Below are 20,347 nucleotides of genomic sequence, written 5' to 3'. Positions count from 1 at the left end.
CCATTTGCACCTGCGAATGAGTTTCGAGGCCGACAGCACGGGCGGCGCCACCAGGCTCCGCTTCACCGGAAGCCTCAGCGCCACGGAAGCCGCGCGCCTCTGGAATGAGGCGCATAAGGCCAGCCATGGCCAATCCCGCATCTTGCTGGACGCGAGCGGCGTAACGGCGCTCGACTCCGCGGGGGCCGCGCTCCTGGTCTCCGTGGCGGGCAAGGAGGCCGAGTGGCGTGAGCCCGAGGACGCCTCCGCCGCCGGCGTGCTGCGTCGCTTCCGCTCCGGCCTGGGCGAACCCCGCCCCGCCAAGCCCGCGCCTCCCTTCCGGCCCATCACGAGCCTCGGCGGGGCCGTGCTGGGCATGGTCCGCAACCTGCGCACCCGCCTGACCTTCCTGGGCGAGACCACCATGACCGCCGCCGCCCTGGCGCCCCGCCCCTGGCGGCTGCGCTGGGTGGAGGTGCTGCGCCACCTGGACGAGGCCGGCACCCGTGCCTTCGGCCTGTGCATCCTGCTGGGCGTGCTGATCGGCGTGATCCTCGCCTTCCAGTCCTCCATCCCCATGCGGCAATTCGGCGCGGAAATCTTCATCCCGCAGCTGGTCGGCATCTCGCTCACGCGCGAATTGGGGCCGCTGCTGGCCGGCGTCATCCTGGCCGGGCGCACCGGCTCGGCCTATGCGGCCGAACTCGGCACCATGCGGGTGAATGAGGAGGTGGACGCGCTGCGGACCATGGGCCTCGACCCCATGGCCTGGCTGGTGCTGCCGCGCGTGCTGGCGGCCATGCTGGTGATGCCCGTGCTGGCGCTGGTGATGGATGTGACGGGGCTGATCGGCATGGGTTTCGTCATGGCGCTGCTGGGCTTCCCGCCCACCGCCGTGATGAACCAGCTGGTGCAATGGATGTCGCTGGGCGACATCGTGGGGGGCCTGGGCAAGGCCGCCATGTTCGGGCTGGCCATCGGCTATATCGGTTGCCATGCGGGGCTGTCCGCCGGGCGTGGCCCCCGCGCGGTGGGCGACGCCGCCACCGCCGCCGTGGTGGGCGGCATCGTGGCCCTGGTGGTGCTGGACGGCATCTTCGCCGTGCTCTTCTTCCGGCTGGGCTGGTGATGGCCCAGGACACCCTGAAGGCCGACACGGTCATCACCGCCGAGGGCGTCGCCATGCGCTTCGGGACCAACACCGTCTTCGAGAACGTGACCTTCGAGGTCCGACGCGGCGAGGTCTTCGTCATCCTGGGCGGCTCGGGCTGCGGCAAATCCACCCTGCTGAAGCTGCTCATCGGCCTCATGCCGCCCTCCGCCGGCACCATGACGGTGCTGGGCGAGGAGATGGCCAAGCTGGAAGGCGCCCCCCGCCGCGCCCTGCTGCGCCGCATCGGCGTCATGTGGCAGTCGGGCGCGCTGCTGGGCAGCCTGACGCTGGCCGAGAACGTCATGCTGCCCATCGAGGCCCACACCAAGCTGCCCGAGGCCGCGCGGCGCATGATCGCCATGGCGAAGCTCGGTCTCGTGGGCCTCTCCGACGCGGCCGATCGCCTGCCCGCCGAAATCTCGGGCGGCATGCTCAAGCGCGCCGGCATCGCCCGCGCCATGGCGTTGGACCCCGAAATCCTGTTCCTGGACGAACCCAGCGCGGGGCTGGACCCCATCACCTCGGCGGGGCTTGACGAATTGATCCTCTCGCTGGCGCGGGAGACCGGCACCACCTTCGTGGTGGTGACCCACGAACTGCAATCCATCCTGGCCATAGGGGACCGCTGCATCATGCTGGACAAGGAGGCGCGCGGCCTCATCGCCGAGGGCAACCCCAAGCATCTCCGCGACGAGAGCGAGCACCCCACCGTCCGCGCCTTCTTCCGGCGCGAGGCGCGGGCGGGGGTCTGACGCATGCCCCAGTCCCGCCGCACCCAGTTCTCCGTGGGCCTGCTGGTCCTGACCGGCCTCGTGCTGGCGGTCGGCTTCGTGCTGTTCCTGACGCGCGACCGCATCCGCTCGCAGGACGCGCTGTTCGAGACCTATCTGCGTGAGAGCGTGCAGGGCCTCGAAGTGGGCTCGGCCGTGCGCTACCGCGGCGTCGCCATCGGCCGCGTGACGGAAATCCGCCTCGCCTCCTCCGAATACCGGCGGGCGGAGGGGCAGCCCTTCGCCGGCGCCTTCCAGCTGGTCGTGGTGCGCTTCGCCGTCAGCCTCGAACGTGTGGGCGAAATTCCCAGCATCGGGGACGCGGTGGCCCAGGGCCTGCGCGCCCGCCTGGCCAGCCAGGGCATCACCGGCGTCGTCTATATCGAGCTGGACTTCGTGGACCCCACGCGCTCCCCGGTCCCGACTCTGCCCTGGACTCCGCGCTTCGACTTCATCCCCGCGACACCCTCCACCGTCGCGCAGGCGCAATCCACCCTCGAACTGGTGATGCGCCAGGTGGAGAACGTGGATATCGTGGGCTTCGTCTCCAACCTCGACGGGCTGCTGACGGATTTGCGCCGCGTGGCCCAGGGCGTGGATGTGGGCCCCGCCATGGCCGAATTGCAGGAATTGGTGCGCGAGGCGCGCAACGTGGTGAACGCCAGCGACGTTCCTGGCCTCATGCAGGAATTGCGCGCCACCACCACCGCCACGCGCGGCATCCTGGAAGGCGAGGAACTGCGCGCGACGCTGGCCGCGCTGACGCAAACGACGGCGGCCCTGCGCGAGACCACGCAGCGCCTGCCCGCCACCATCACGCAGATCCAGACGACGCTGCGCGCCGCGCGCGGCACCACCACGGACCTCCAGGCCGAACTCGCCCCCATCCTGCGCGACCTGCGCTCCACCACCGCCAACCTTCGGGAGACCACGGAAGCCTTGCGCCGCTCGCCATCCCAGACCCTCCTCGGGGCGCCGCCGCCGCGATGACGCGCCCCCTCTCCCTCCCGCGCCGTGGGGCCCTGCTGGGACTGGTCGGGCTCGGCGGATGCTCCGTGCTGCCCGACAGGCCCTTCGTGCCCACGCGCCGCCATGCCCTGTCACCCGAGCGCCCGGCCGGCCTGCCGCGCCCGCCCGCGACGGGCCAGGTGCTGCTGCTGCGCACGGTGCGCGCCGCCCCAGGCCAGGAGGTCCGTGGGCTGCGGCGCATCGCCGCCAATGGCACCATGGACATCGCCTTCTACGAGGAATGGCTGGCACCGCCCGCCGAGCTGGCCGAGGCCGCGCTGCGGCAATGGCTCATCGCCGGCGGGGGGTTCTCGGCGGTGGCCGCCCCCGGCACGCGACTGGCCACGCCGCTGGTGCTGGAAGCGGAACTCACCGCGCTGGAAGCCCTGCCCGCCCAGGGGCAGGCCCGCGCCGGTGTGGCGGCCCTGCTGCTGCGGGAAACGGGTGCCCTGGCCGATGCCCAGGTGCTGGCCCAGCGCAGCTTCACCGCCACCGCGCCCCTGGCCGCGAGTACGCCGGAGGAGGCGGGCCTGGCCCAGGCGGCCGCCATGACCGCCGCCCTGGGCCGCGTCTTCGCGGAGATGGAGGCCTGGATCACCGCCATCGTTCCCGAATCGAGACGTCGTTAACCAATACGTCAGGATCTCCCCCCTAAATCTCACCGGACGAGACGATCTTCCCCCGGAGAGACGCGATGCCTGACAGGGCCCATCTGCCTGCCAGCCCCTTGTGGGGTGCCCCTTCGTGCCGCCCGCTTCGGGCGGGCATGGGGGCATGACCGCGCATCTCCGCGCGGATCGCAGCCTTTGGGACGAGGTGTGGAATGATTATGACCGGCGCGCCGCCGTCCAGGCCGCCCTTTGCCGGCCCACAGCCCCCGCGCCCAGGCCATCCTCGCCGCCACAGCGCCAGGCCGCGCCCCGCCGGCCCCGGCGCGTCTTCTCCCGCCTGCTTCCGCGCCGCCTTTGGGGTTGGCGCCGCTCGACCCTGGCCTTGCTGGCGCTGGTCTGCCTGTATCTGGGCTCGCCCATCGCCTCGGCCGTGCAGTTCGCCGTCGCGGTGCAACGCGCCGACCCCGCCACCCTGGCCTCACGGGTGGACTGGTCGCTGCTGCGCCCCGGCATCGAGGCAAGGCTGACCGAGATCGCGTCCACGCATGTCAGCGGCCCGCCGCCGGCCTTCCTGGAGGAGCTGAAATCCTCGCTGGCGGACCGGCTGGCCTCGCCCGAGGGGCTGGCGCGCGTCCTGGCTCATCACCTGCCGCCCGAGGGCGGAACGGGCTTCGGCCAGGCGATGCGGCAGGCACGGCCTATCTCGCCCGGGCTGTGGCAGGTGAGCCTCGCCTCGCCCCATGCGCCGCACCAGCCTGTACGGCTGACGCTGCGCCTGACGGACCCGCTGGCGCTGCAATGGGCCGTGGTGGCGGTGGAACTGCCCGGCCGGCTGGGCCCCTGGCCCTGACTCAGGCGGGCGGCGAAGGCGCGCGCACCGTCAGCAGCAGGGCCAGCCCCCCGCCCAGCAGCACCAGCACCACCGCCATGCCCCAGCGCTGGCTGCCCGTGGCATCGGTCACGATGGCCAGCGCGGCGGGGCCCAGGAAGCTCGTGGCTCGGCCTGACAGGGCGAACAGCCCGAAATGCGCCGCCATCTCGGCCGGCGGCGCCAACTGCGCCATCAGGCTGCGTGAACCGGCCTGGGCCGGCCCGAAGAACAGCCCCAGGCTGACGCCCAGCACCCAGAACACCGCCTTGCTCTCCACCAGCAGCATGGCACCGCCCACCACCATCAGCGCCAGCAGCGAGAGCAGCACGGTGGTCTTGGCCCCGATCCGCTCCTCCACCCAGCCGCCCGCCACCGCGCCGATGCCGCCCGTGACGTTGAGCGCGATGCCGAAGAGCAGGATCTCCTCGAACCCCATCCCGAAGACGCCCGCCGCGAAGACCGCGCCGAACACGAACAGCACGTTCAGCCCATCGGTGTAGAACAGCCGCGCCAGCAGGAAGCGCAGCACCGGCGGGCGGGCCGGCAGGCGGCGGATCAGCGCCAGCAGTTCCGCCAGCCCCGCTTGCGCGGCCGCGCCCCAGCCGCGGCGCACCCCCGGCGGGTCGGGCACCCAGAGCAGCACGGGCCAGGCGAAGACCAGGATCCAGGCGGCCACCAGCAGCGCCGTGGCCCGCACATGCTCGGCCGCGCCGCGGTCGAGCGGCAGGAGGGGCGGGTCCGGCTGCACCAGCAGCACCAGGCAGGCCACCAGGCAGGCCAGCCCCCCCGCATAGCCCAGCCCCCAGCCAATGCCCGAGACACGGCCGATGCGCGCGCGGCTCGCCACGTCAGGCAGCATGGCGTTGTAGAAGACGGTGCCGACCTCGAAGGCCAGCGTCGCCAGCGCCACGCAGGCCAGCGCCCAGAGCGCGTAGCCCGGCGCGGGCTCAGCGAACCAGATGGAGGCGGTGAAGACCGCCATCAGCACCGTGGTCATGGCCAGCAAGGCCCGCCTGCGCCCGCCGGCATCGGCGATGGCGCCCATCAGCGGCGACAGCACGGCGATGCCCAGCCCCACCAGCGCCTGCATCCAGCCCCACATCACCTGGCCCGTCACGGGGTCGGGCGCGATGCCCTGGGTGAAATAGGCCGCGATGACGAAGGTGGAGATGACGGTGGGAAAGGCGCTGTTGGCCCAGTCATAGCTCGCCCAGGCCCATTCGCGCCGGTTCATGCCACAAGCCTCCGAGTTGACGCGGCGCGACGCCTCTGCCGATTGTGCCCCCCCACCCCAGCGGAAGAATGCATGACCGCCCCGGACCTGCTGCGCGACCACCCTGCCATTCTGGTCTTCCTCCATCTGCCCCGAACCGGCGGCACCACGCTGCATGAGGCCCTGTCCCGACACCATGCGCCAGACGAGATCTGCCCCATGCGCCTCAACCGCCTGGAATTGCTGCCGGCGGAGAAGCTCGCGCGCTACCGTTTCTTCTCCGGCCATTACCGCTTCGAGCATCTGGCGCTGACGCCCACGCCGCGCGTGACCGTCACGGTGCTGCGGGAACCCCGCGCCCGGGTCGTGTCCCTCTGGCAGCATTGGCGCCGCCATTGGCCGTCAGCCGCGGGAAAGAACGAAGGCGTGCGGCTGGCGCAGGAGCTGGGCCTGCGGGACTTCCTGCGCTCCGACCACCTGGAGGTGCTGGAAGCCTTCGACAACGCCCTGGCGCGGCAGTTGGCGGGGGATTGCCGGGCGCGCGCGCCCGGCCTCTACACCCGCTGGGCCTGGAATGACCGGGCGCCCCTGGCGGAGGAGACGATCGTCGAGACCGCCTGCCGGAACCTCTCCAGCTTCGACCTGGTGGGCTTCACGGGCGCGCTGGACAGCTTCCACGCCGCCGTCTGCGAGCGCATGGGCTGGTCCGGCCCCGCGCGCCTGCCGCGCGTCAATGGCCATGACCAGGAGGTGCCGGGGCTCTACGCCGTCCCGGACGAGCCCATCCCGCCCGAGACGCAAACGGAGCTGGACCGCGTCACCCGCCTCGACCGGCGGGTCTGGGACTACGCCCTCGCCCGGGCGGGCGAGGAGATCGTCTGGACGCCCTGAAGGCGCCCTTCAGGCCAGCGCGGCCAGGGCCCGCGCCGCCACGGTGGCCGAGGCCAGGTCCGCCTGCCGCGCCGCCTCGCGCGCCAGGGCCACCGCCTGAGGCCCCTCGACCTTCCGCCCCGCCAGGAGGGCCGCCGCCAGCCGCGACTGGGTGGCGCGCAGATCGGCCAGCAGCGCGGCCCGCGCCCGGTCGCCGAAGGGCCCGCCGATGCGCAGGCGGCGCAGCGCCTCGCGCAGGGGTTCGAAGGCGAAGCGGTGGCCAGCCTCGGCCCAGGACTGGGCCGCCTCGCCGGGCGTGACGCCGGTCCGCGCCGCCAGGGCCACGATGCTGGGCGCGGAGGCCAGGCGCGGCGCGGCCGCCACGAAGGCGGCCAGTGCCGAGGGCAGGTCGGTACGGCAATGGGCGTCGTCGGGCAGGGCGGTCTCGGCGGCGATCAGCGCGCCCACGCCCTCGCGCAGCGCGGCGAGGCGCTCCGCGATGTCCCCGCCCTCCAGCAGTTCGACCGTGGCCGCCTCCAGCAGGTCCCGCAGGGCGCGCTGGGCGTCGAGGCGCGGGCCGGGTTCAGCGGCCTCGGCTTCCTCGAAGCGGGCTTCGAGGCCGTAGAGTTCGCTGGCGAGCCAGGCGGCGCCCACCACCTGCACCGGGTCGGCCTCGGCCGTCAGCCGCCCGAGCGCGGCGCAGCCCAGCCGGTTCGCCACCTGGTTGGCGAGCGCGGTGGCCGTCAGGTCGCGCCGCAGCTTGTGGCGGGCCAGGAATTCCGCGAAGGGCGGGGCGCGCAGCGGCGTGGGGAAATAGGCCTCCAGCAGCGGCGCGAAGACGGGCTCATCCGGCAGGGCGCTTTCCGCGAGCGCGTCGGTCAGCCACAGCTTCGCCACCGGCAGCAGGGCCGCGATCTCGGGGCGGGTCAGCGCCTCGCCCTCGGCCTCGCGCGCCGCCATCGCCTCGGCGCCGGGCAGCACGGCCTGCTGGCGGTCGAGCAGCCCTTCCGCCTCCAGCCGCGCCATCAGCGTGGCCTGGCCGGGCAGGGCGGCCGCGCCCGCCAGCGCCTCCAGCGAGACGGCCACCGATTGCAGCGCATTGTCGCGCAGCACCATGGAGGCGACCTCATCCGTCATCTCGGCCAGCAGGGCGTCGCGGCTGCGGCGGGTCAGGCCGCCTTCCGCCTCGGCGGCCGCCAGCAGGATCTTGATGTTCACCTCATGGTCGGAGGTGCTGACGCCCGCCGAATTGTCCAGCGCATCGGTGTTCAGCCGCACGCCGGCATGCGCGGCCTCGATGCGGCCGGCCTGGGTGATGCCGAGATTGGCGCCCTCGCCCAGCACGCGGGCGCGCAGCTCCCGCCCATCCACGCGCAGCGCGTCATTCGCGCGGTCGCCGGCCTGGGCCTGGGTCTCGTGGCTGGCTTTCACATAGGTGCCGATGCCACCGAAATAGAGCAGGTCCACCTCCATCCGCAGGATGGCCTGCATGATGAGGGCGGGCTCCGCGCGGTCCATCTTCAGCCCCAGCAGGCGCTGCGCCTGGAGGGAGAGCGGGATGCTCCGCGCGCCGCGCGGAAACACGCCGCCGCCCGTGCTGATGAGCGCGGTGTCGTAATCCGCCCAGGAGGAACGTGGCAGGCGGAACAGCCGCTCACGCTCCTCGAAGCTGCGCGCCGGGTCGGGGTCGGGGTCCAGGAAGATGTGCCGGTGGTCGAAGGCCGCCACCAGCTTCGTCTGCCGCGAGACCAGCAGCCCGTTGCCGAAGACGTCGCCCGACATGTCGCCCACGCCGGCGCAGGTGAAGGGCGCGTCGTGGATGGACCGGCCCAGCGCCTCCTGGAAATGGCGTTCCACCATCACCCAGGCGCCGCGGGCCGTGATGCCCATGCCCTTGTGGTCGTAGCCCGCCGACCCGCCCGACGCGAAGGCATCGCCCAGCCAGAAGCCGTATTCGGCGGAAAGCCCGTTCGCGATGTCGCTGAAGGTGGCCGTGCCCTTGTCGGCGGCGGCGACGATGTAGGGGTCGTCGCCATCGCGCCGCACCACGGAAGGCGGCGGCACCACTTCGGTGCCGTGCAGGTTGTCGGTCACGTCCAGCATGCCGCGGATCAGCGTGGAATAGGCGGCGATGCCGGTGGCCATGAAGCCTTCCCGGTCGGCCGGGACCGCGCCCTTCAGCACGAAGCCGCCCTTGGCACCCGTGGGCACGATGACGACGTTCTTCAGCCGCTGCGCCTTCATCAGGTCCAGCACCTCGCTGCGGAAATCCTCGCGCCGGTCGGACCAGCGGATGCCGCCGCGCGCGACGGGGCCGGCGCGCAGATGGCAGCCCTCCATGCTGGGCGAGTGCACGAAGATTTCCCGCCAGGGGCGCGGCTGGGGCATGTCGCCCGCCGCCGCACTGTCCAGCTTGAAGGCGAGATAGGGTTTGCCCTGGTAGAAATTGGTCCGCAGCATGCCGTCCAGCATGTGCCGCAGCCGCGCCAGGATGCGGTCGCAATCGGGGTCCGCCACCGCGTCCAGCAGGGCGTTCCAGCTTGTGTCCAACGCGGCCTCGTCGCGTCCCGCCTCGGGGTCGAAGCGCGCGGCGAAGATTTCCAGCAGCAGCCGCGCCGCCTCAGGGTTCGCCACCAGCGCCGCCTCCACCGAGCCCTGCGAGAAGGCGAAGCCCACCTGCTTCAGCCAGCGGAACATCGCCCGCAACACCCAGCATTCCCGCCAGGACAGGCCCGCGCGCAGCACCAGGCGGTTGAAGCCATCCGTCTCCGCCTGGCCTTCCAGCAGGGCCGAGAGCGCGTCCAGCAGCGGCGCGAAGCGCTCCTCCGGGCAATCCGCCCCGGCCTCGAGCTGGAAGATGTGCAGCACCAGCCCCTCCACCCCGCGCGGCGCGAGGCGATAGGGCTGTTCCTCGATGGCCCGCAGGTCCAGGCTTTCGAACAGCGGCAGCACATCGGCCAGGGCCAGCGCATGGCCGGGGCTGGCCAGGCGCAGCGTCAGCCGGCGCGGGCCTTCGCCCGGCACATGGTGCAGTTCCGCGCGCGGGCGCTGCGCCGCCAGCGCGGCCTCGGCCAGGTGCAGGTCGGCCAGGGCCTGGGCGGCGGTGACGCTATCGCGGTAGGAGGCCGGGAAGGCATCGCCCCAGCGGCCGAGCAGGGTGGCGGCGCGGGTCTCGCCCAGCTCCTCGCTCAGCGCCTCCGCCAGCCGGTCGGGGAAGGCGCGCACGGCCTGGGCGACGGCGGCTTCCAGCGCGGCATGGTCGGGCACCACCGCATGGGCGGGGTCCGTGCCCACGATGTAGTGGATGCGCGCCAGCGGCGAATCGCCCAGCGCGATGTGGAAGGCGGAAAGCCGCCCGCCATGCGCGCGGGCCAGGATGCCGCCCACCTTCTCGCGCTGCTTCGTGTCGAAGCCCTCGCGCGGCAGCCAGGCGATGATGGAGACGAAGCGGCCGAAGGGGTCGCGCCGCGTGAACAGCGCCGGCCGCGGCCGGATGGCGAGGTCGAGCGCGATGCGCGCCCCTTCCAGCACCGCCTCCTCGCTCGCCTGGAACAGCTCGTCGCGCGGCCAGGTGTCCAGCGCGTTGCGCAGCGCCCGGCCGTCATGGCTGTCGGGCCGGATGCCGGAGGCGTCGAGGATGCGCTCCACCTTGCCGCGCAGCAGCGGGATGGAGCGCGGGTTGCGGTTGTAGGCGGCCGCCGCGAACAGCCCCACGAAGAGCCGCACGCCCAGCACGCGCCCCGACGCATCCTGGATGCGCGTCGCCACCACATCCGCGTGCTGGGGGCGATGCACGGTGGAGCGCATGTTGGCCTTGGCCACCCGCACCGCCTGCGCGCCGAGCAGCGAGGTCCGGATGGCCTCGGGCAGTTCGGGCAGGCCGCGCAGCGCGTCGAAGACGGGCAGCGTCATGTCGCGCAGCAGGCCGAGGTTTTCCTCCGCCACCATCCGCGCGCCCTCGCCGTCCAGCATCAGGCGGCGATGGCCCAGCAGCACGAAATTCTCGTCGCGCAGCCAGGCGAGGAATTCCGCCGCCTCGCCATGGCCGCGCACCTCCTCGGCCGCCTGGTCCAGCAGGGAGAGCATGGCGGGGAAGTCCCGCACGGCGAGCTGGGTGTCGGCCAGGGTGCGGCGCAGCGCGGCCTCCACCTCCGCCCAGTCTCCGGGCTCGGTGCCGGGCAGCATGTGGGCTGGCGTGCCGGCGATGGTGACGCGCATGAGGCTTTCCCGCGCCTCGCCCTCGCCCAGGGCGTGCAGGGCGCCCGCGCCGTCGCGCGTCACGGCCAGGATGGGGTGCAGGAATTCCCGCACCACGCGGCCCGAGCGGTTCAACGAGGCCAGCACGCTGTCCACCAGAAAGGGCATGTCGTCATTGACGATCTCGACCACCGCATGCGGCCCGCGCCCGCCGCCGGGCGGGAAGAAGCGCAGCTTGATCTCGCCCGGGGCGCGCTGCGCCGCGAGGCCGGCCAGGGAGGCGGCGGCGGCGGCCAGCGCCTCGGGCGAACGCCCGGCCAGTTCGGCGGTGGGAATGCCCTCGAAGAGCGGGCGCAGCAGGGAAGCGGCACCGCGCGGTGCGCCCACCAGCACGGCCTGCGCGCCGCGAAAAACCTCCTCGCGCACCGGGTCGGGGGTGTGCGGCGCTTCTGGCATATGCATTCCTTCCTGGGCGCGATTGGCCCCTTCTTGCGGCCGGGTGGCCGGTAACAATGCCCTGATCTTGGCCGCCGCCCCCCTGGCTGCAACCCTTCACGGTGGCGCCATGGCGCGATGCGGGGCGGATGGTCTATCCTGCCCGCATGACCATGACCCTCGCCCAGCTGCTGGCGCCGATGAGCGTGGAGCAGTTCTTCGCCGAATATCACGACAAGCAGCCGCTGCATCTGCGCGGGGACCCGGCGAAATTCGCCTCGGTGCTGTCCTGGCGGCAGATCAACCGGCTGCTGGACATGACGCATATCTGGACCAGCCAGAGCCTGAAGCTGGTGCTGGACAGCGGCTCCATCCCGGCCGAGGCCTATTGCGCCCCGGCCACCGCCCGCGACATCCCGCAGCAGCTTCTCCAGCCCGTCGCCGCCAAGGTGCGCGACTGGGTGGCCAAGGGCGCCTCGGTCGTCATGAACGACGTGGACAGCCTGACGCCGGGCCTCGCCTCGGTCAGCGAGGCGATCGAGGGCGCGGGGCTCGGGAAGGCGCAGGCGAACGTCTACATCTCCTGGCAGAGCCACAAGGCCTTCCACGCCCATTACGACACCCATGACGTCTGGGCCGTGCAGGTGGAGGGCGAGAAGGCCTGGAACATCTGGGAAGGACGGGCCGAATGGCCCATCGCCCACCCCCTCTTCCGCGGCCAGCCGCAGGAGCACCACGAGAAGGCCAAGGGCAAGCTGCGCGCCAAGGTCACGATCAAGACTGGTGACCTGCTCTATCTGCCGCGCGGCTGGTACCATGACGCCCTGGCCGAGGCGCCCAGCAGCGTCCATGTCGCCTATGGCGCGCATGCGCCCGTGGGCATGGACATCCTGAACATCCTGATGGAGCGCATCCTCTACGAACCGATCTTCCGCCAGCCCTTGCCGCGCCAGGACGGTTCGGCCGCCGCCAAGTTCGCGCTGACGCAGCGCGCCGGGCAGCTGGGCGCGCGCATCGCGGACCTCGCCAAGGACCCCAAGGTGATGGAGGTGCTGGAAGGCTTCGTCGCCAATTACCGCTTCCAGCGCGGCGGCAATGACCTGCTGGCCTGGCGCGGCCTCGCCGCCCCCTCCGGCGGCGCCGGCACGGCCGAGGAGGGCGGCGCCTTCCGCGTGGTGGCCAATGGCGCGAAGCCCGTGCGGCGCGGCGCGGAATGGGTGCTCAAGACCGGCGCCGGCGTCATGCCCCTGACACCGCCCGAGGCCGAGGCCGCGCAATGGCTGCTCGGCCGCCCCGACGTGACCGAGGCCGAGCTGCGCGGCGCCCATCCCGCCGCGGACGCGCCCGCCCTGCTCTCCCGCCTGCGCGTGGCCGGGCTGCTGGTGCCGACATGAGGCTGCGGCTGGCGCTGGCCCTGCTGCTGCTGGCCGGGCCGGTGGCTGCCCAGCCGCGTGACTTCAGCTGCGTGGGCGTGGAGGAGCTGGAATCCGACACCGCCAGCCTGCGCTTCGCCCGCAATGCGGACCGCCTGCCCGCGGGCGCCGCCGAGGCCCTGGCCCCGCTGGCCGAAGCGGCGCGCGAGGACCATCACCGCAACATCTGCGTGCTGGGCTATGCCGCCGCCGAGGAGGGCGGCGCCCAGACCGCGAGCCGCCTGGCCGCCCGCCGCGCGCGGGCCGTGGCGGAGGAACTCTCGCGCCTGGGCGTGGAGCGCGACCGCATTCGCGCCGAGGCCCGCACCCGTGGCTTCACCCGCGGCCGCAATGACCAGCAGGCCGGCGTGCGCGTGATCGTGCTGCCCAGCCTGGAACGCCCGGCGCGGCCGGACGCACCGGCGCCAACCCCTGCGCCGGAACCAGACCCGGGCATTCCCATCCGCTACTCGCCCTAACCCACCCCCGTCACGTTCATCGGCGCCGCCACCCAGGCGAAGGCATTGCCCTGCCGCGCGATGTTGCCGAGGCCCGGCCAGGGGAAGTGGTAGGACAGCACCGCGTGCCGGTCGGTCGCCAGCCGGTCCAGCATCCGGGTGCGGCTGCGGGCGGATTGCGCGGCGTCCGTGTCATAGGCGAATTCCCAGCCCGGGTGCCGCAGCATGATGGCGTGGTGGTGCGCCAGATCGCCCCAGTTCACCACCGTCTGCCCGCCGCTGGTGATGGCGAAGGTGGTGTGCCCCACCGTGTGGCCGGGCGTGTGCAGCGCGATGATGCCGGGCAGCACGGGCTGTTCGTCGCGCAGCATCACCATGCGGTCGCGATAGGGGTTGAGGTTGCGCCTCGCGCCCTCGATGAAGACCTCCATGAAGGCCGGGCCGCGCTTGTTCGCGTCATCGGTCCAGAAGTTCAGGTCCGCCTCGTGCAGGGCCACCTGCGCGTTGGGGAAGACCTTGGCGCCCTGCGCGTCCACCAGCCCCCAGCAATGGTCGCAATGGGCATGGGTCAGCACCACCATGTCGATGCGCGCGGGGTCTATGCCGGCGGCGCGGAGGTTCGCCGCCATGCGCCCCGTGGTGGGGCCGAACATGCGGCTCGCATCGCCCATGCTCTCGCCCATCCCGGTGTCGAACAGCACCAACTGGCTCCCGGTGTTCACCACCAGCACGTTCTGTTCCAGCACCACCAGCTCGGAGGGCAGGAAGGCGTCCTGCAGCACCTGGCTCATCTCCTGCGGGGGCGCGGTGGGAAAGCCATCCGACGGCTTGCCGAGCGGCAGATGGCCGTCGGAGACCACCGTCGCCTCGAAACTGCCGATGCGGAAGCGGTACCAGGCCGGCGCCTGGGTGCCGAGCGGCGGGGCGGCCGCCGAGGCCAGGGCGGGCAGCCCGAGCAAGGCGGGCAGGGCCAAGGCCCCCCGCCGTGAAAAACTGGGGCGAGACAAGGTCATGGACGTTCTCCCGTGCGGCCCCATCCTGGGGCCGACGGGGCAGGCTATCAGGCGCGCGGCGGGGCTTGCTACCTCCGCGTGCATGATCGCGCCTGTTTCAGCCGCGCCTGGGGTCGCGGTCCAGCGCGGTGCGCAGGGCGCGCAGCGGCGGCAGGAGGTCGGCGGCGCGCAGATCTGCCCGCCGCGCGAGCTCCGTGAGGTCGGCGGCGGTAAAGGCGACCGCTTCCTCGCGCCGCGCGCGGCCGGCATCGGTGAGAAAGACACGCTTGGCCCGCGCATCCTCCGGGTCGGGCTCCAGCCGCACCAGCCCGCGCGCCTCCAGCCTTTGCAGCGTGTTGGTCATGGTGGCCTTGGTCAGCTGGAAGGCGCGGGCGAGCTGCCCCGGCGTCTTCCCATCGCCCAGCCGCACCAGATGGTTCAGCACGGCGAAATGGGGCAGGCGCAGCCCGTCGGGCTGCGCGCGTTCGAAGCGGTTCCGCGCCAGCTGCTCGATGATGCCGATCTCATTGAGCAGGGCGAAGAGGGCGGGGTCCTGTTCACTCACCCGGGGATGATACGCGATTCCGCGGGCCAGCGGGGGGTGGGGGGTGCGGCGCGGGTGGCGAAGCCGAGGCGCCCCAGCATCTGCACCGTGCCCGTGGCGCCCAGAACCCTCGGCATCTCCGCGGAAGGCCCGGCCATCTCGGGAAACTCCTGCAAGGCCTGGCTGACCGGCTGCATGGCCAGCCCCGCCGCCGTCGCCGCCAAATTCAGCCGCAGCCAGTCCCGCCCGGTGGCGATCTGCTCCGCGCGGCTGTTGCCGGGCGTGGTGAGCCAGGCATAGGCGTTGGTCGCGCCCAGCATCACCTCGTATTGCCGCAGGGCGAAGGCGTGGCCCGGCTGGCCGATGGCCATGGCCGCGTGGCTGAGTTCGCCCCGCGCCAGCATGGCGTCCATCTGCGGGCCCCAGAGCGAGATGCCGTCCGGCTGCGCCGTCACCGCCTCGGTGCCAAGGCGGGAGAGTTCCACGCTCTCGCCCCAGGCGGCCTGGTGGTTCGCTTCGACCAGCCAGGCGCGCCAGGTCAGGTCGCGGATGGCGGCCACATCGCCGCTGGCAACGCTCAGCCGCGCGGGTTCCAGCAGGGCGGCGGCGAGTTGCGCCGGCGCGCCCTCGGGCAGCGGCCGCGTCACGTCATAGGGCTGCTTCGCGCTGCGCCGTTGCGGCACGGCGGCGAAGAGCGGGTCCCGCGTGCCGCCCGGGCGCAGGGTGATGCGGGCCACGGGCCGCGCATCGAGGCGCGGGGCGGGCTCACCTTCCGGGAAGGGCGTCAGCGCAGCGTCCATCCCCCGCTCCGCGGCCGCCATGCGGAACAATTCGAGAAAGCAGCCCAGGCCGATCACGATCTGCCGGTCGAAGGGGTCGGTCGCGGGCAGGCGGCGGTCGAGGTCGCAGAAGAGCAGGGCCTCGCTCTCGCCCACCAGGCGCAGCGCCCAGGGCTGGCGGTTGTGCGGGTTGGGGGCCAGCACGGCCCAGGCCATGGCGCCGAGGCGCGGGTCGGGCGCGCTGGCGCCTGACACCGCCCAAGGTGCCAAAGGAGGGGGGGCGAGCGGCCCGACCAAGGGCTGGCTGCGAACCATCCCGGCCTGGAGGGTCAGCAGGGTGGCGCCGGAGGCGGCGAGGAAATGGCGGCGGGTGGAGGACATGGACAGTCTCCTTTCGTTCGATGTCTGACTATTTAGTATGATGTCGAACTTCTGCAAGCCTCTTGTCGCGCGCCGCCAACGGGCGCAAACCTCACCCCGTCACCTGGGTGAGCCCTGATGCAGGGCTGAGAGGCGGGACGCATCCCGCGAGCCTTGGAACCTGATCCGGTTCGGACCGGCGAAGGGAGCGGTGGACGAGGCGCGGCATCCCGCCGCGCGACCCCGTTTCCTCCCGTGCGCCGCGCCGTATGGAGGAAATGTGTGAACCCCACTCACTTGAATCGGCGTCACTTCCTGGGCGCCGCCGCGGCGGCCTCCCTCGCCGCCCCCGCCGCCGCGCAGAACGCCCGCGCCCGCACCCTGCGCTTCATGCCGCAGGCGGCGCTCGCCTCGCTCGATCCGGTCTTCAACCTGACCACCATCACCTCCACCCACGGCAATTGCGTCTTCGACACGCTCTATGGCGTGGACGCGCAGTTGCGCCCGCGGCCGCAGATGGCGGCGGGGCATGAGGTCGCGCCCGATGGCCTCACCTGGACCATCACCCTGCGCGAGGGCCTGGTCTTCCATGACGGCGAACCGGTGCTGGCGCGGGACTGCGTGGCGTCCATCCGCCGCTGGGCGGTGCGCGACGGCTTCGGCCAGGTGCTGATGCAGGCCACCGCCGAACTGTCAGCCCCCGACGACAGGCGCATCACCTTCCGCCTGCACCGCCCCTTCCCCAGCCTGCTGGACGGGCTGGCGAAGATCATGACCATCCCGTGCTTCATCATGCCCGCGCGCATCGCCGCCACGCCCGCGGATCGCGCCGTGACGGAAATCATCGGCTCCGGCCCCTGGCGCTTCCTGCCGGGCGAGTTCAACGCCGGCGCCTTCGCGGCCTATGCGAAGAATGAGCGCTACATCCCGCGCGACGAGCCGGCGGAACTCTCCTCCGGCGGCAAGCGGGTGCATTTCGACCGGCTGGAGATGGTCTGGATCCCCGATGGCGGCACCGCCGCCGCGGCACTCCGCACCGGCGAGGTGGACTGGATCGAATACCCCCTGCCCGACCTCGTTCCCGTGCTGGACCGCGACCGCAACACCCGCACGCAGATCTATGACCCGCTGGGCTTCCTGGGCTTCCTGCGCTTCAACCACCTGCACAAGCCCTTCGACGATGTGCGCGTGCGCCGCGCCATCCGCGACCTGATCGTGCAGAGCGACTTCATGTCGGCCGTCGCCATCCCCGGCGACTGGCAGGAATGCCACGCCATGTTCCCGTGCAGCCTGCCCGGCATCCGCGAATTCCCGCCCGCGCCCCGCAACGCCGCCGCCATGGACCGCGCGCGCGAGGCGCTGCGCCAAGCGGGCTATCGCGGTGAAACCCTGGTCCACATCAACCCGAGCGACTTCCCCGCCGTCACCCAGCAGGGAAGGCTCACCGTGGACCTCATGCGCCGCCTCGGCGTCACCATCGAGGCGGTGGAAAGCGACTGGGCCACCATCGTCGCGCGCCGTGCCAACCGTGCCCCACCCACCCAGGGCGGCTGGAGCCTGCACAACACCAACTTCCCCTCGCCCGGCATCGCGAACCCGGGCCTCAGCCCCATCATCCGCGCGCATGGCGCGGCGGCCTGGTTCGGCTGGCCGGAGGATGCGGCGATCGAGGAACAGGTCCAGGCCTGGCTCGCCGCGCCCGACCGCGCGGGGCAGGAGGTGGCGATGGCGAAGCTGCAGGAAGCGGCCTGGGAGTCGGTCCCCTTCGCCCCCACCGGCCTGTTCCGCCTGCGCACCGCCTTCCGCCGAGAATTGACGGGCGTGCTGCAGGCGCCAAGCCCGATGCTGTGGAACCTCAGGCGGGGATGACGCCGCTGTCCCGCAGATAGGCCAGCAGGGGCAGCATGGGCAGGCCGAGGATGGCCGTGTGCTCGCCCTTGATGTCGCGCATGAGCTGGAGGCCCAGCCCCTCCAGCCGATAGGCCCCCACGCTCTGCGTGACGAATTCCGCCTCGCGCGCCAGGTAGGCGTCGAGGAAGGCGTCGGAGAAGTCGCGCATCACGAGCTTCGGGCGGGCCACATGGTGCCAGGCGCGCTCGCCCTCGCGCCAGACCACCACGGCCGTCACCAGCTCATGCGGCTTGTTCCGCAGGCGCGTGAGGTGCGCGTGGGCGGCTTCCACATCCTCGGGCTTGTCGAACCATTCCCCCTCGCAGACCAGGATCTGGTCGGCGCCGATGATGACGGCATCGGGGTGCTTGCGCGCGATGCGCGCGGCCTTGGCATCGGCCAGCAATGTGGCGGCCTCGGCCACCGCCATGCCCTCGGCGCGGGCGGATTCCTTGATGGTGGCTTCATCCACCGCGGCCGGCAGGGCCTCGAACTCCAGCCCGGCGGCCGTCAGCAAGGCCCGGCGCGAGGCGCTTTGCGAGGCGAGAACCAGCCTCATCGCTTGGCGCCCAGGATCGGCGCGGCCGGGTCATGCGGCTGCAAGGCGCGCGCCGTGCCCTGGCGCTGATGCCACAGCTCCATCTGCTGGATGACGGTGGCCGCCGTCTCCTCGATGGAACGGCGGGTGACATCAATCACCGGCCAGCCCTTGGCGGTGCAGAGCCGCCGCGCGGCCAGGATTTCCGCCTTCACCGCATCGGCGTCCACATAGTCGTTCTCCCCCATGCGCACGCCCTCGGCGCCCAGGATGCGCAGCCGGTGCCGGCGGATTTCCAGCAGCGAGAGCGGATCAATCGTCAGACCGACGATGGGGCAGGGCGCGGTGTCCAGCTCGGGCGGCAGCGGCCCGCCGGGCACCAGCGGCACATTGGCCGCCTTGATGCCGCGGTTGGCCAGGTAGAAGCAGGTCGGCGTCTTGGAGGAGCGCGAGACGCCCACCAGCACCACATCCGCGTTCATGATGCCGGCCGTGCCCTGCCCGTCATCATGGCTCAGCACATAGTGCATGGCGTCGATGCGGCGGAAGTAGTCGGCGTCCATCACATACTGCGCCGCGCGCTTTTCCTTGGCCGTGGTGCCGATCTCCATCTGGAGCATCTCCATCACGGGGTCGAGCACCGAGAGCGCCGGGATGCCCAGGCGCGAACAGGTCTCCTCCAAGGCAAGGCGCAGGCTGCGGTCCACCAGGGTGAACATCACGGGGCCGGGCTCATGCTCGATGCCCTCGATCACGCGGTCGAGGTTGAGGCGGGAGCGCACGAGGAACCAACGGTGCTGGATCACGCTCGGCTGCTCGAAGCGCGCGAGCGCCGCGCGGGCGATGCTGTTCAGCGTCTCGCCCGTGCTGTCGGAGACGAGGTGCAGGTTGGTGTTCCGGATGGGCATGGATCTGTGGACCGTTCCTGGACAGCAAGGGGATAACGGGGATGAACCGCCCCCGCCAGCGTCCCGGACATCCACAGCGGGGATGAAGCGGACAGCAGCCGGCACAGGGGAGAAATCCGGGGCCATGGATGTGCGCGCGGAGGATGGCGACGCCGGGGGCAGGCGGGTGCGCGAGTCGCGGCGCTGTCCAGCCCTGGCGAAACCCTGTGGATATTTCCGGGACAGGCTGCCTCCCCGTGATTCACAGGCCCTACAACCACCACAGCCTCTTCTTCTCTTTTCCTTTTGGTGTGATGGTTCGGGCATGACGACAAAGCCCTTCCTCCGGACCCTCGCTGGCGAGGCCGTCTGGCCGCCCCCCGTGTGGCTGATGCGCCAGGCCGGGCGCTATTTGCCCGAATACCGCGAGGTGCGGGGCCAGGCGGGCGGCTTCATCAAGCTCTGCACCACGCCGGAGCTGGCGGCCGAGGTCACGCTGCAGCCCATCCGGCGCTATGGCTTCGACGCGGCCATCCTGTTCTCCGACATCCTGATGGTGCCCTGGGCCATGGGGCAGGGGCTGCGCTTCGCCGAGGGGGAAGGCCCGCTGCTCGACCCCGTGCGGGACCAGGCGGGGCTCGATGCCCTGGACCTGGACGGCGTGGCCGAACGCGCCGCCCCCATCATGGAGACGGTGCGCCTGGTCAGCGTGGGGCTGAAGGCCGACCACCCCGACACCGCCCTGATCGGCTTCGCGGGCAGCCCCTGGACGGTGGCCTGCTACATGGTGGAGGGCCGCGGCGGCGGCGAATTCGCCGAGGCCCGCCGCATGGCCTTCCGCAACCCGGAACTTTTCGCCGCCGTGATGGCCAAGCTGGAGGCTGCCACCCTCACCTACCTGCTGGCGCAGGCCGATGCGGGCGCCGAGGCGCTGATGCTGTTCGACAGCTGGGCCGGCCTGCTTTCGCCCAGCGGCTTCCGTCGCTGGGTGATCGAGCCCTCGGTGCGGCTGGCCACCGCGCTGCGCGCCGCGCGGCCGGACATTCCGTTGATCGGTTTTCCGCGCCTCGCAGGCCCGCTGCTCCAGGAATACGCGGCCGCCATGCCCATCCAGGCGGTGGCGATGGACACGGGCATGGACCCCAAATGGGCCGCCGCCCATGTGCCGCCCCAGATGGCGCTGCAAGGCAATCTGGACCCGCAGGCCGTCGTGGCCGGCGGGCCGGCGCTGGAGGAGGAGGCGCGCGCCATCCTGGCCGCCATGCGCGGCCGGCCCTTCATCTTCAACCTGGGCCATGGAATCGTCCCGCCCACGCCGCCCGAGCATGTCGCGCAACTCATGGACGTGCTACGCGCGGGTTGATTCGACGCCAATCGAGG

Annotated in this window: 17 protein-coding genes and 1 riboswitch; of the genes, 10 read left to right on the top strand and 7 right to left on the bottom strand. The window is 72.1% G+C overall.

The genetic code is table 11. From position 1 onward, the window contains the following. Nucleotides 1–16: 16 nt before the first annotated feature. From ICW72_RS13180 to ICW72_RS13160, 5 genes are all read left to right on the top strand, one after another. On the top strand, nucleotides 17–1,108 hold the full coding sequence (locus ICW72_RS13180; protein WP_191083132.1) for an ABC transporter permease: 1,092 nt from the start codon (nucleotides 17–19) through the stop codon (nucleotides 1,106–1,108). Further along, the gene (locus ICW72_RS13175; RefSeq protein ID WP_191083131.1) at nucleotides 1,108–1,884 is read left to right on the top strand and encodes an ABC transporter ATP-binding protein; all 777 of its coding nucleotides are present in this window, start codon (nucleotides 1,108–1,110) and stop codon (nucleotides 1,882–1,884) included. Before ICW72_RS13180 ends, ICW72_RS13175 begins: the two co-directional genes overlap by 1 nt. A 3-nt stretch (nucleotides 1,885–1,887) precedes the next feature. Next, complete coding sequence (locus tag ICW72_RS13170) at nucleotides 1,888–2,892, top strand: MlaD family protein (protein ID WP_191083130.1); 1,005 nt, start codon at nucleotides 1,888–1,890, stop codon at nucleotides 2,890–2,892. Then, nucleotides 2,889–3,539: an ABC-type transport auxiliary lipoprotein family protein gene (locus ICW72_RS13165; RefSeq protein WP_191083129.1), complete on the top strand. Its 651-nt coding sequence runs from the start codon at nucleotides 2,889–2,891 to the stop codon at nucleotides 3,537–3,539. Before ICW72_RS13170 ends, ICW72_RS13165 begins: the two co-directional genes overlap by 4 nt. Before the next feature lie 145 nt (nucleotides 3,540–3,684). Continuing rightward, nucleotides 3,685–4,371 carry a DUF2939 domain-containing protein gene (locus ICW72_RS13160; RefSeq protein ID WP_191083128.1) on the top strand — a complete coding sequence of 229 codons (687 nt, stop codon included), beginning with the start codon at nucleotides 3,685–3,687 and terminating at the stop codon, nucleotides 4,369–4,371. A 1-nt stretch (nucleotide 4,372) separates the two neighbouring features. Here ICW72_RS13160 and ICW72_RS13155 read toward each other — a convergent pair whose 3' ends face one another. Then, nucleotides 4,373–5,626, bottom strand: a complete 1,254-nt coding sequence (locus ICW72_RS13155) for an MFS transporter (RefSeq protein ID WP_191083127.1) — start codon at nucleotides 5,624–5,626, stop codon at nucleotides 4,373–4,375. A gap of 72 nt (nucleotides 5,627–5,698) precedes the next feature. Here ICW72_RS13155 and ICW72_RS13150 point away from each other — a divergent pair, with 72 nt between their 5' ends. Beyond that, the gene (locus ICW72_RS13150; protein ID WP_191083126.1) at nucleotides 5,699–6,496 is read left to right on the top strand and encodes a sulfotransferase family 2 domain-containing protein; all 798 of its coding nucleotides are present in this window, start codon (nucleotides 5,699–5,701) and stop codon (nucleotides 6,494–6,496) included. 9 nt (nucleotides 6,497–6,505) lie between these two features. Here ICW72_RS13150 and ICW72_RS13145 read toward each other — a convergent pair whose 3' ends face one another. Then, entirely contained in the window at nucleotides 6,506–11,128 is a 4,623-nt protein-coding gene (locus ICW72_RS13145; protein WP_223880578.1) for an NAD-glutamate dehydrogenase, read from the bottom strand. A 146-nt stretch (nucleotides 11,129–11,274) separates the two neighbouring features. Between ICW72_RS13145 and ICW72_RS13140 the strand changes: the two genes are divergently transcribed. Together ICW72_RS13140 and ICW72_RS13135 are read left to right on the top strand one after the other, a co-directional pair. Further along, on the top strand, nucleotides 11,275–12,501 hold the full coding sequence (locus tag ICW72_RS13140; protein ID WP_191083124.1) for a cupin domain-containing protein: 1,227 nt from the start codon (nucleotides 11,275–11,277) through the stop codon (nucleotides 12,499–12,501). Next, nucleotides 12,498–12,998, top strand: coding sequence for an OmpA family protein (locus ICW72_RS13135; RefSeq protein ID WP_191083123.1), 501 nt, complete (start codon nucleotides 12,498–12,500; stop codon nucleotides 12,996–12,998). Before ICW72_RS13140 ends, ICW72_RS13135 begins: the two co-directional genes overlap by 4 nt. Here the strand turns inward: ICW72_RS13135 and ICW72_RS13130 are convergent. The 3 genes from ICW72_RS13130 to ICW72_RS13120 all read right to left on the bottom strand — a co-directional run bounded on the left by ICW72_RS13130 (nucleotide 12,995) and on the right by ICW72_RS13120 (nucleotide 15,673). Beyond that, complete coding sequence (locus tag ICW72_RS13130; protein ID WP_223880577.1) at nucleotides 12,995–13,951, bottom strand: MBL fold metallo-hydrolase; 957 nt, start codon at nucleotides 13,949–13,951, stop codon at nucleotides 12,995–12,997. The genes ICW72_RS13135 and ICW72_RS13130 overlap by 4 nt on opposite strands. 136 nt (nucleotides 13,952–14,087) lie before the next feature. Next, nucleotides 14,088–14,534 carry a MarR family winged helix-turn-helix transcriptional regulator gene (locus tag ICW72_RS13125; RefSeq protein WP_191083121.1) on the bottom strand — a complete coding sequence of 149 codons (447 nt, stop codon included), beginning with the start codon at nucleotides 14,532–14,534 and terminating at the stop codon, nucleotides 14,088–14,090. After that, the gene (locus ICW72_RS13120) at nucleotides 14,531–15,673 is read right to left on the bottom strand and encodes an Acg family FMN-binding oxidoreductase (protein WP_191083120.1); all 1,143 of its coding nucleotides are present in this window, start codon (nucleotides 15,671–15,673) and stop codon (nucleotides 14,531–14,533) included. Before ICW72_RS13120 ends, ICW72_RS13125 begins: the two co-directional genes overlap by 4 nt. A gap of 95 nt (nucleotides 15,674–15,768) precedes the next feature. Beyond that, nucleotides 15,769–15,878: riboswitch (TPP riboswitch) on the top strand. Nucleotides 15,879–15,949: 71 nt separating this feature from the next. Here ICW72_RS13120 and ICW72_RS13115 point away from each other — a divergent pair. Further along, complete coding sequence (locus tag ICW72_RS13115; RefSeq protein ID WP_191083119.1) at nucleotides 15,950–17,521, top strand: ABC transporter substrate-binding protein; 1,572 nt, start codon at nucleotides 15,950–15,952, stop codon at nucleotides 17,519–17,521. On the opposite strand, the gene ICW72_RS13110 is transcribed toward ICW72_RS13115, so the two are convergent. After that, nucleotides 17,508–18,101 (bottom strand): Maf family protein, encoded by a 594-nt coding sequence (locus ICW72_RS13110; protein WP_191083118.1) that lies wholly within the window; start codon nucleotides 18,099–18,101, stop codon nucleotides 17,508–17,510. The two genes, ICW72_RS13115 and ICW72_RS13110, sit on opposite strands and share 14 nt — an antisense overlap. After that, complete coding sequence (locus ICW72_RS13105; RefSeq protein WP_191083117.1) at nucleotides 18,098–18,988, bottom strand: pyruvate, water dikinase regulatory protein; 891 nt, start codon at nucleotides 18,986–18,988, stop codon at nucleotides 18,098–18,100. The genes ICW72_RS13110 and ICW72_RS13105 overlap by 4 nt, the downstream gene beginning before the upstream one ends. Before the next feature lie 304 nt (nucleotides 18,989–19,292). On the opposite strand from ICW72_RS13105, the gene hemE reads away from it, so the two are divergent. Continuing rightward, nucleotides 19,293–20,330 carry a uroporphyrinogen decarboxylase gene (gene hemE, locus ICW72_RS13100; RefSeq protein ID WP_191083116.1) on the top strand — a complete coding sequence of 346 codons (1,038 nt, stop codon included), beginning with the start codon at nucleotides 19,293–19,295 and terminating at the stop codon, nucleotides 20,328–20,330. Nucleotides 20,331–20,347: the final 17 nt, after the last annotated feature.

The organism is Roseococcus microcysteis (genome assembly GCF_014764365.1).
In the GTDB taxonomy this organism is placed as follows: domain Bacteria; phylum Pseudomonadota; class Alphaproteobacteria; order Acetobacterales; family Acetobacteraceae; genus Roseococcus; species Roseococcus microcysteis.
The sequence above is the reverse complement of the archived record's forward strand: the minus strand, read 5'-3'. Positions and strand labels throughout refer to the sequence as shown.

Excerpts from the sequence above, each read along its gene's own strand:
- ICW72_RS13180 (WP_191083132.1), top strand. The coding sequence starts at position 17 with ATGAGTTTCGAGGCCGACAGCACGGGCGGCGCCACCAGGCTCCGCTTC.
- ICW72_RS13175 (WP_191083131.1), top strand. The coding sequence starts at position 1,108 with ATGGCCCAGGACACCCTGAAGGCCGACACGGTCATCACCGCCGAGGGC.
- ICW72_RS13170 (WP_191083130.1), top strand. The coding sequence starts at position 1,888 with ATGCCCCAGTCCCGCCGCACCCAGTTCTCCGTGGGCCTGCTGGTCCTG.
- ICW72_RS13165 (WP_191083129.1), top strand. The coding sequence starts at position 2,889 with ATGACGCGCCCCCTCTCCCTCCCGCGCCGTGGGGCCCTGCTGGGACTG.
- ICW72_RS13160 (WP_191083128.1), top strand. The coding sequence starts at position 3,685 with ATGACCGCGCATCTCCGCGCGGATCGCAGCCTTTGGGACGAGGTGTGG.
- ICW72_RS13155 (WP_191083127.1), bottom strand. The coding sequence starts at position 5,626 with ATGAACCGGCGCGAATGGGCCTGGGCGAGCTATGACTGGGCCAACAGC.
- ICW72_RS13150 (WP_191083126.1), top strand. The coding sequence starts at position 5,699 with ATGACCGCCCCGGACCTGCTGCGCGACCACCCTGCCATTCTGGTCTTC.
- ICW72_RS13145 (WP_223880578.1), bottom strand. The coding sequence starts at position 11,128 with ATGCCAGAAGCGCCGCACACCCCCGACCCGGTGCGCGAGGAGGTTTTT.
- ICW72_RS13140 (WP_191083124.1), top strand. The coding sequence starts at position 11,275 with ATGACCATGACCCTCGCCCAGCTGCTGGCGCCGATGAGCGTGGAGCAG.
- ICW72_RS13135 (WP_191083123.1), top strand. The coding sequence starts at position 12,498 with ATGAGGCTGCGGCTGGCGCTGGCCCTGCTGCTGCTGGCCGGGCCGGTG.
- ICW72_RS13120 (WP_191083120.1), bottom strand. The coding sequence starts at position 15,673 with ATGTCCTCCACCCGCCGCCATTTCCTCGCCGCCTCCGGCGCCACCCTG.
- ICW72_RS13110 (WP_191083118.1), bottom strand. The coding sequence starts at position 18,101 with ATGAGGCTGGTTCTCGCCTCGCAAAGCGCCTCGCGCCGGGCCTTGCTG.
- ICW72_RS13105 (WP_191083117.1), bottom strand. The coding sequence starts at position 18,988 with ATGCCCATCCGGAACACCAACCTGCACCTCGTCTCCGACAGCACGGGC.
- hemE (WP_191083116.1), top strand. The coding sequence starts at position 19,293 with ATGACGACAAAGCCCTTCCTCCGGACCCTCGCTGGCGAGGCCGTCTGG.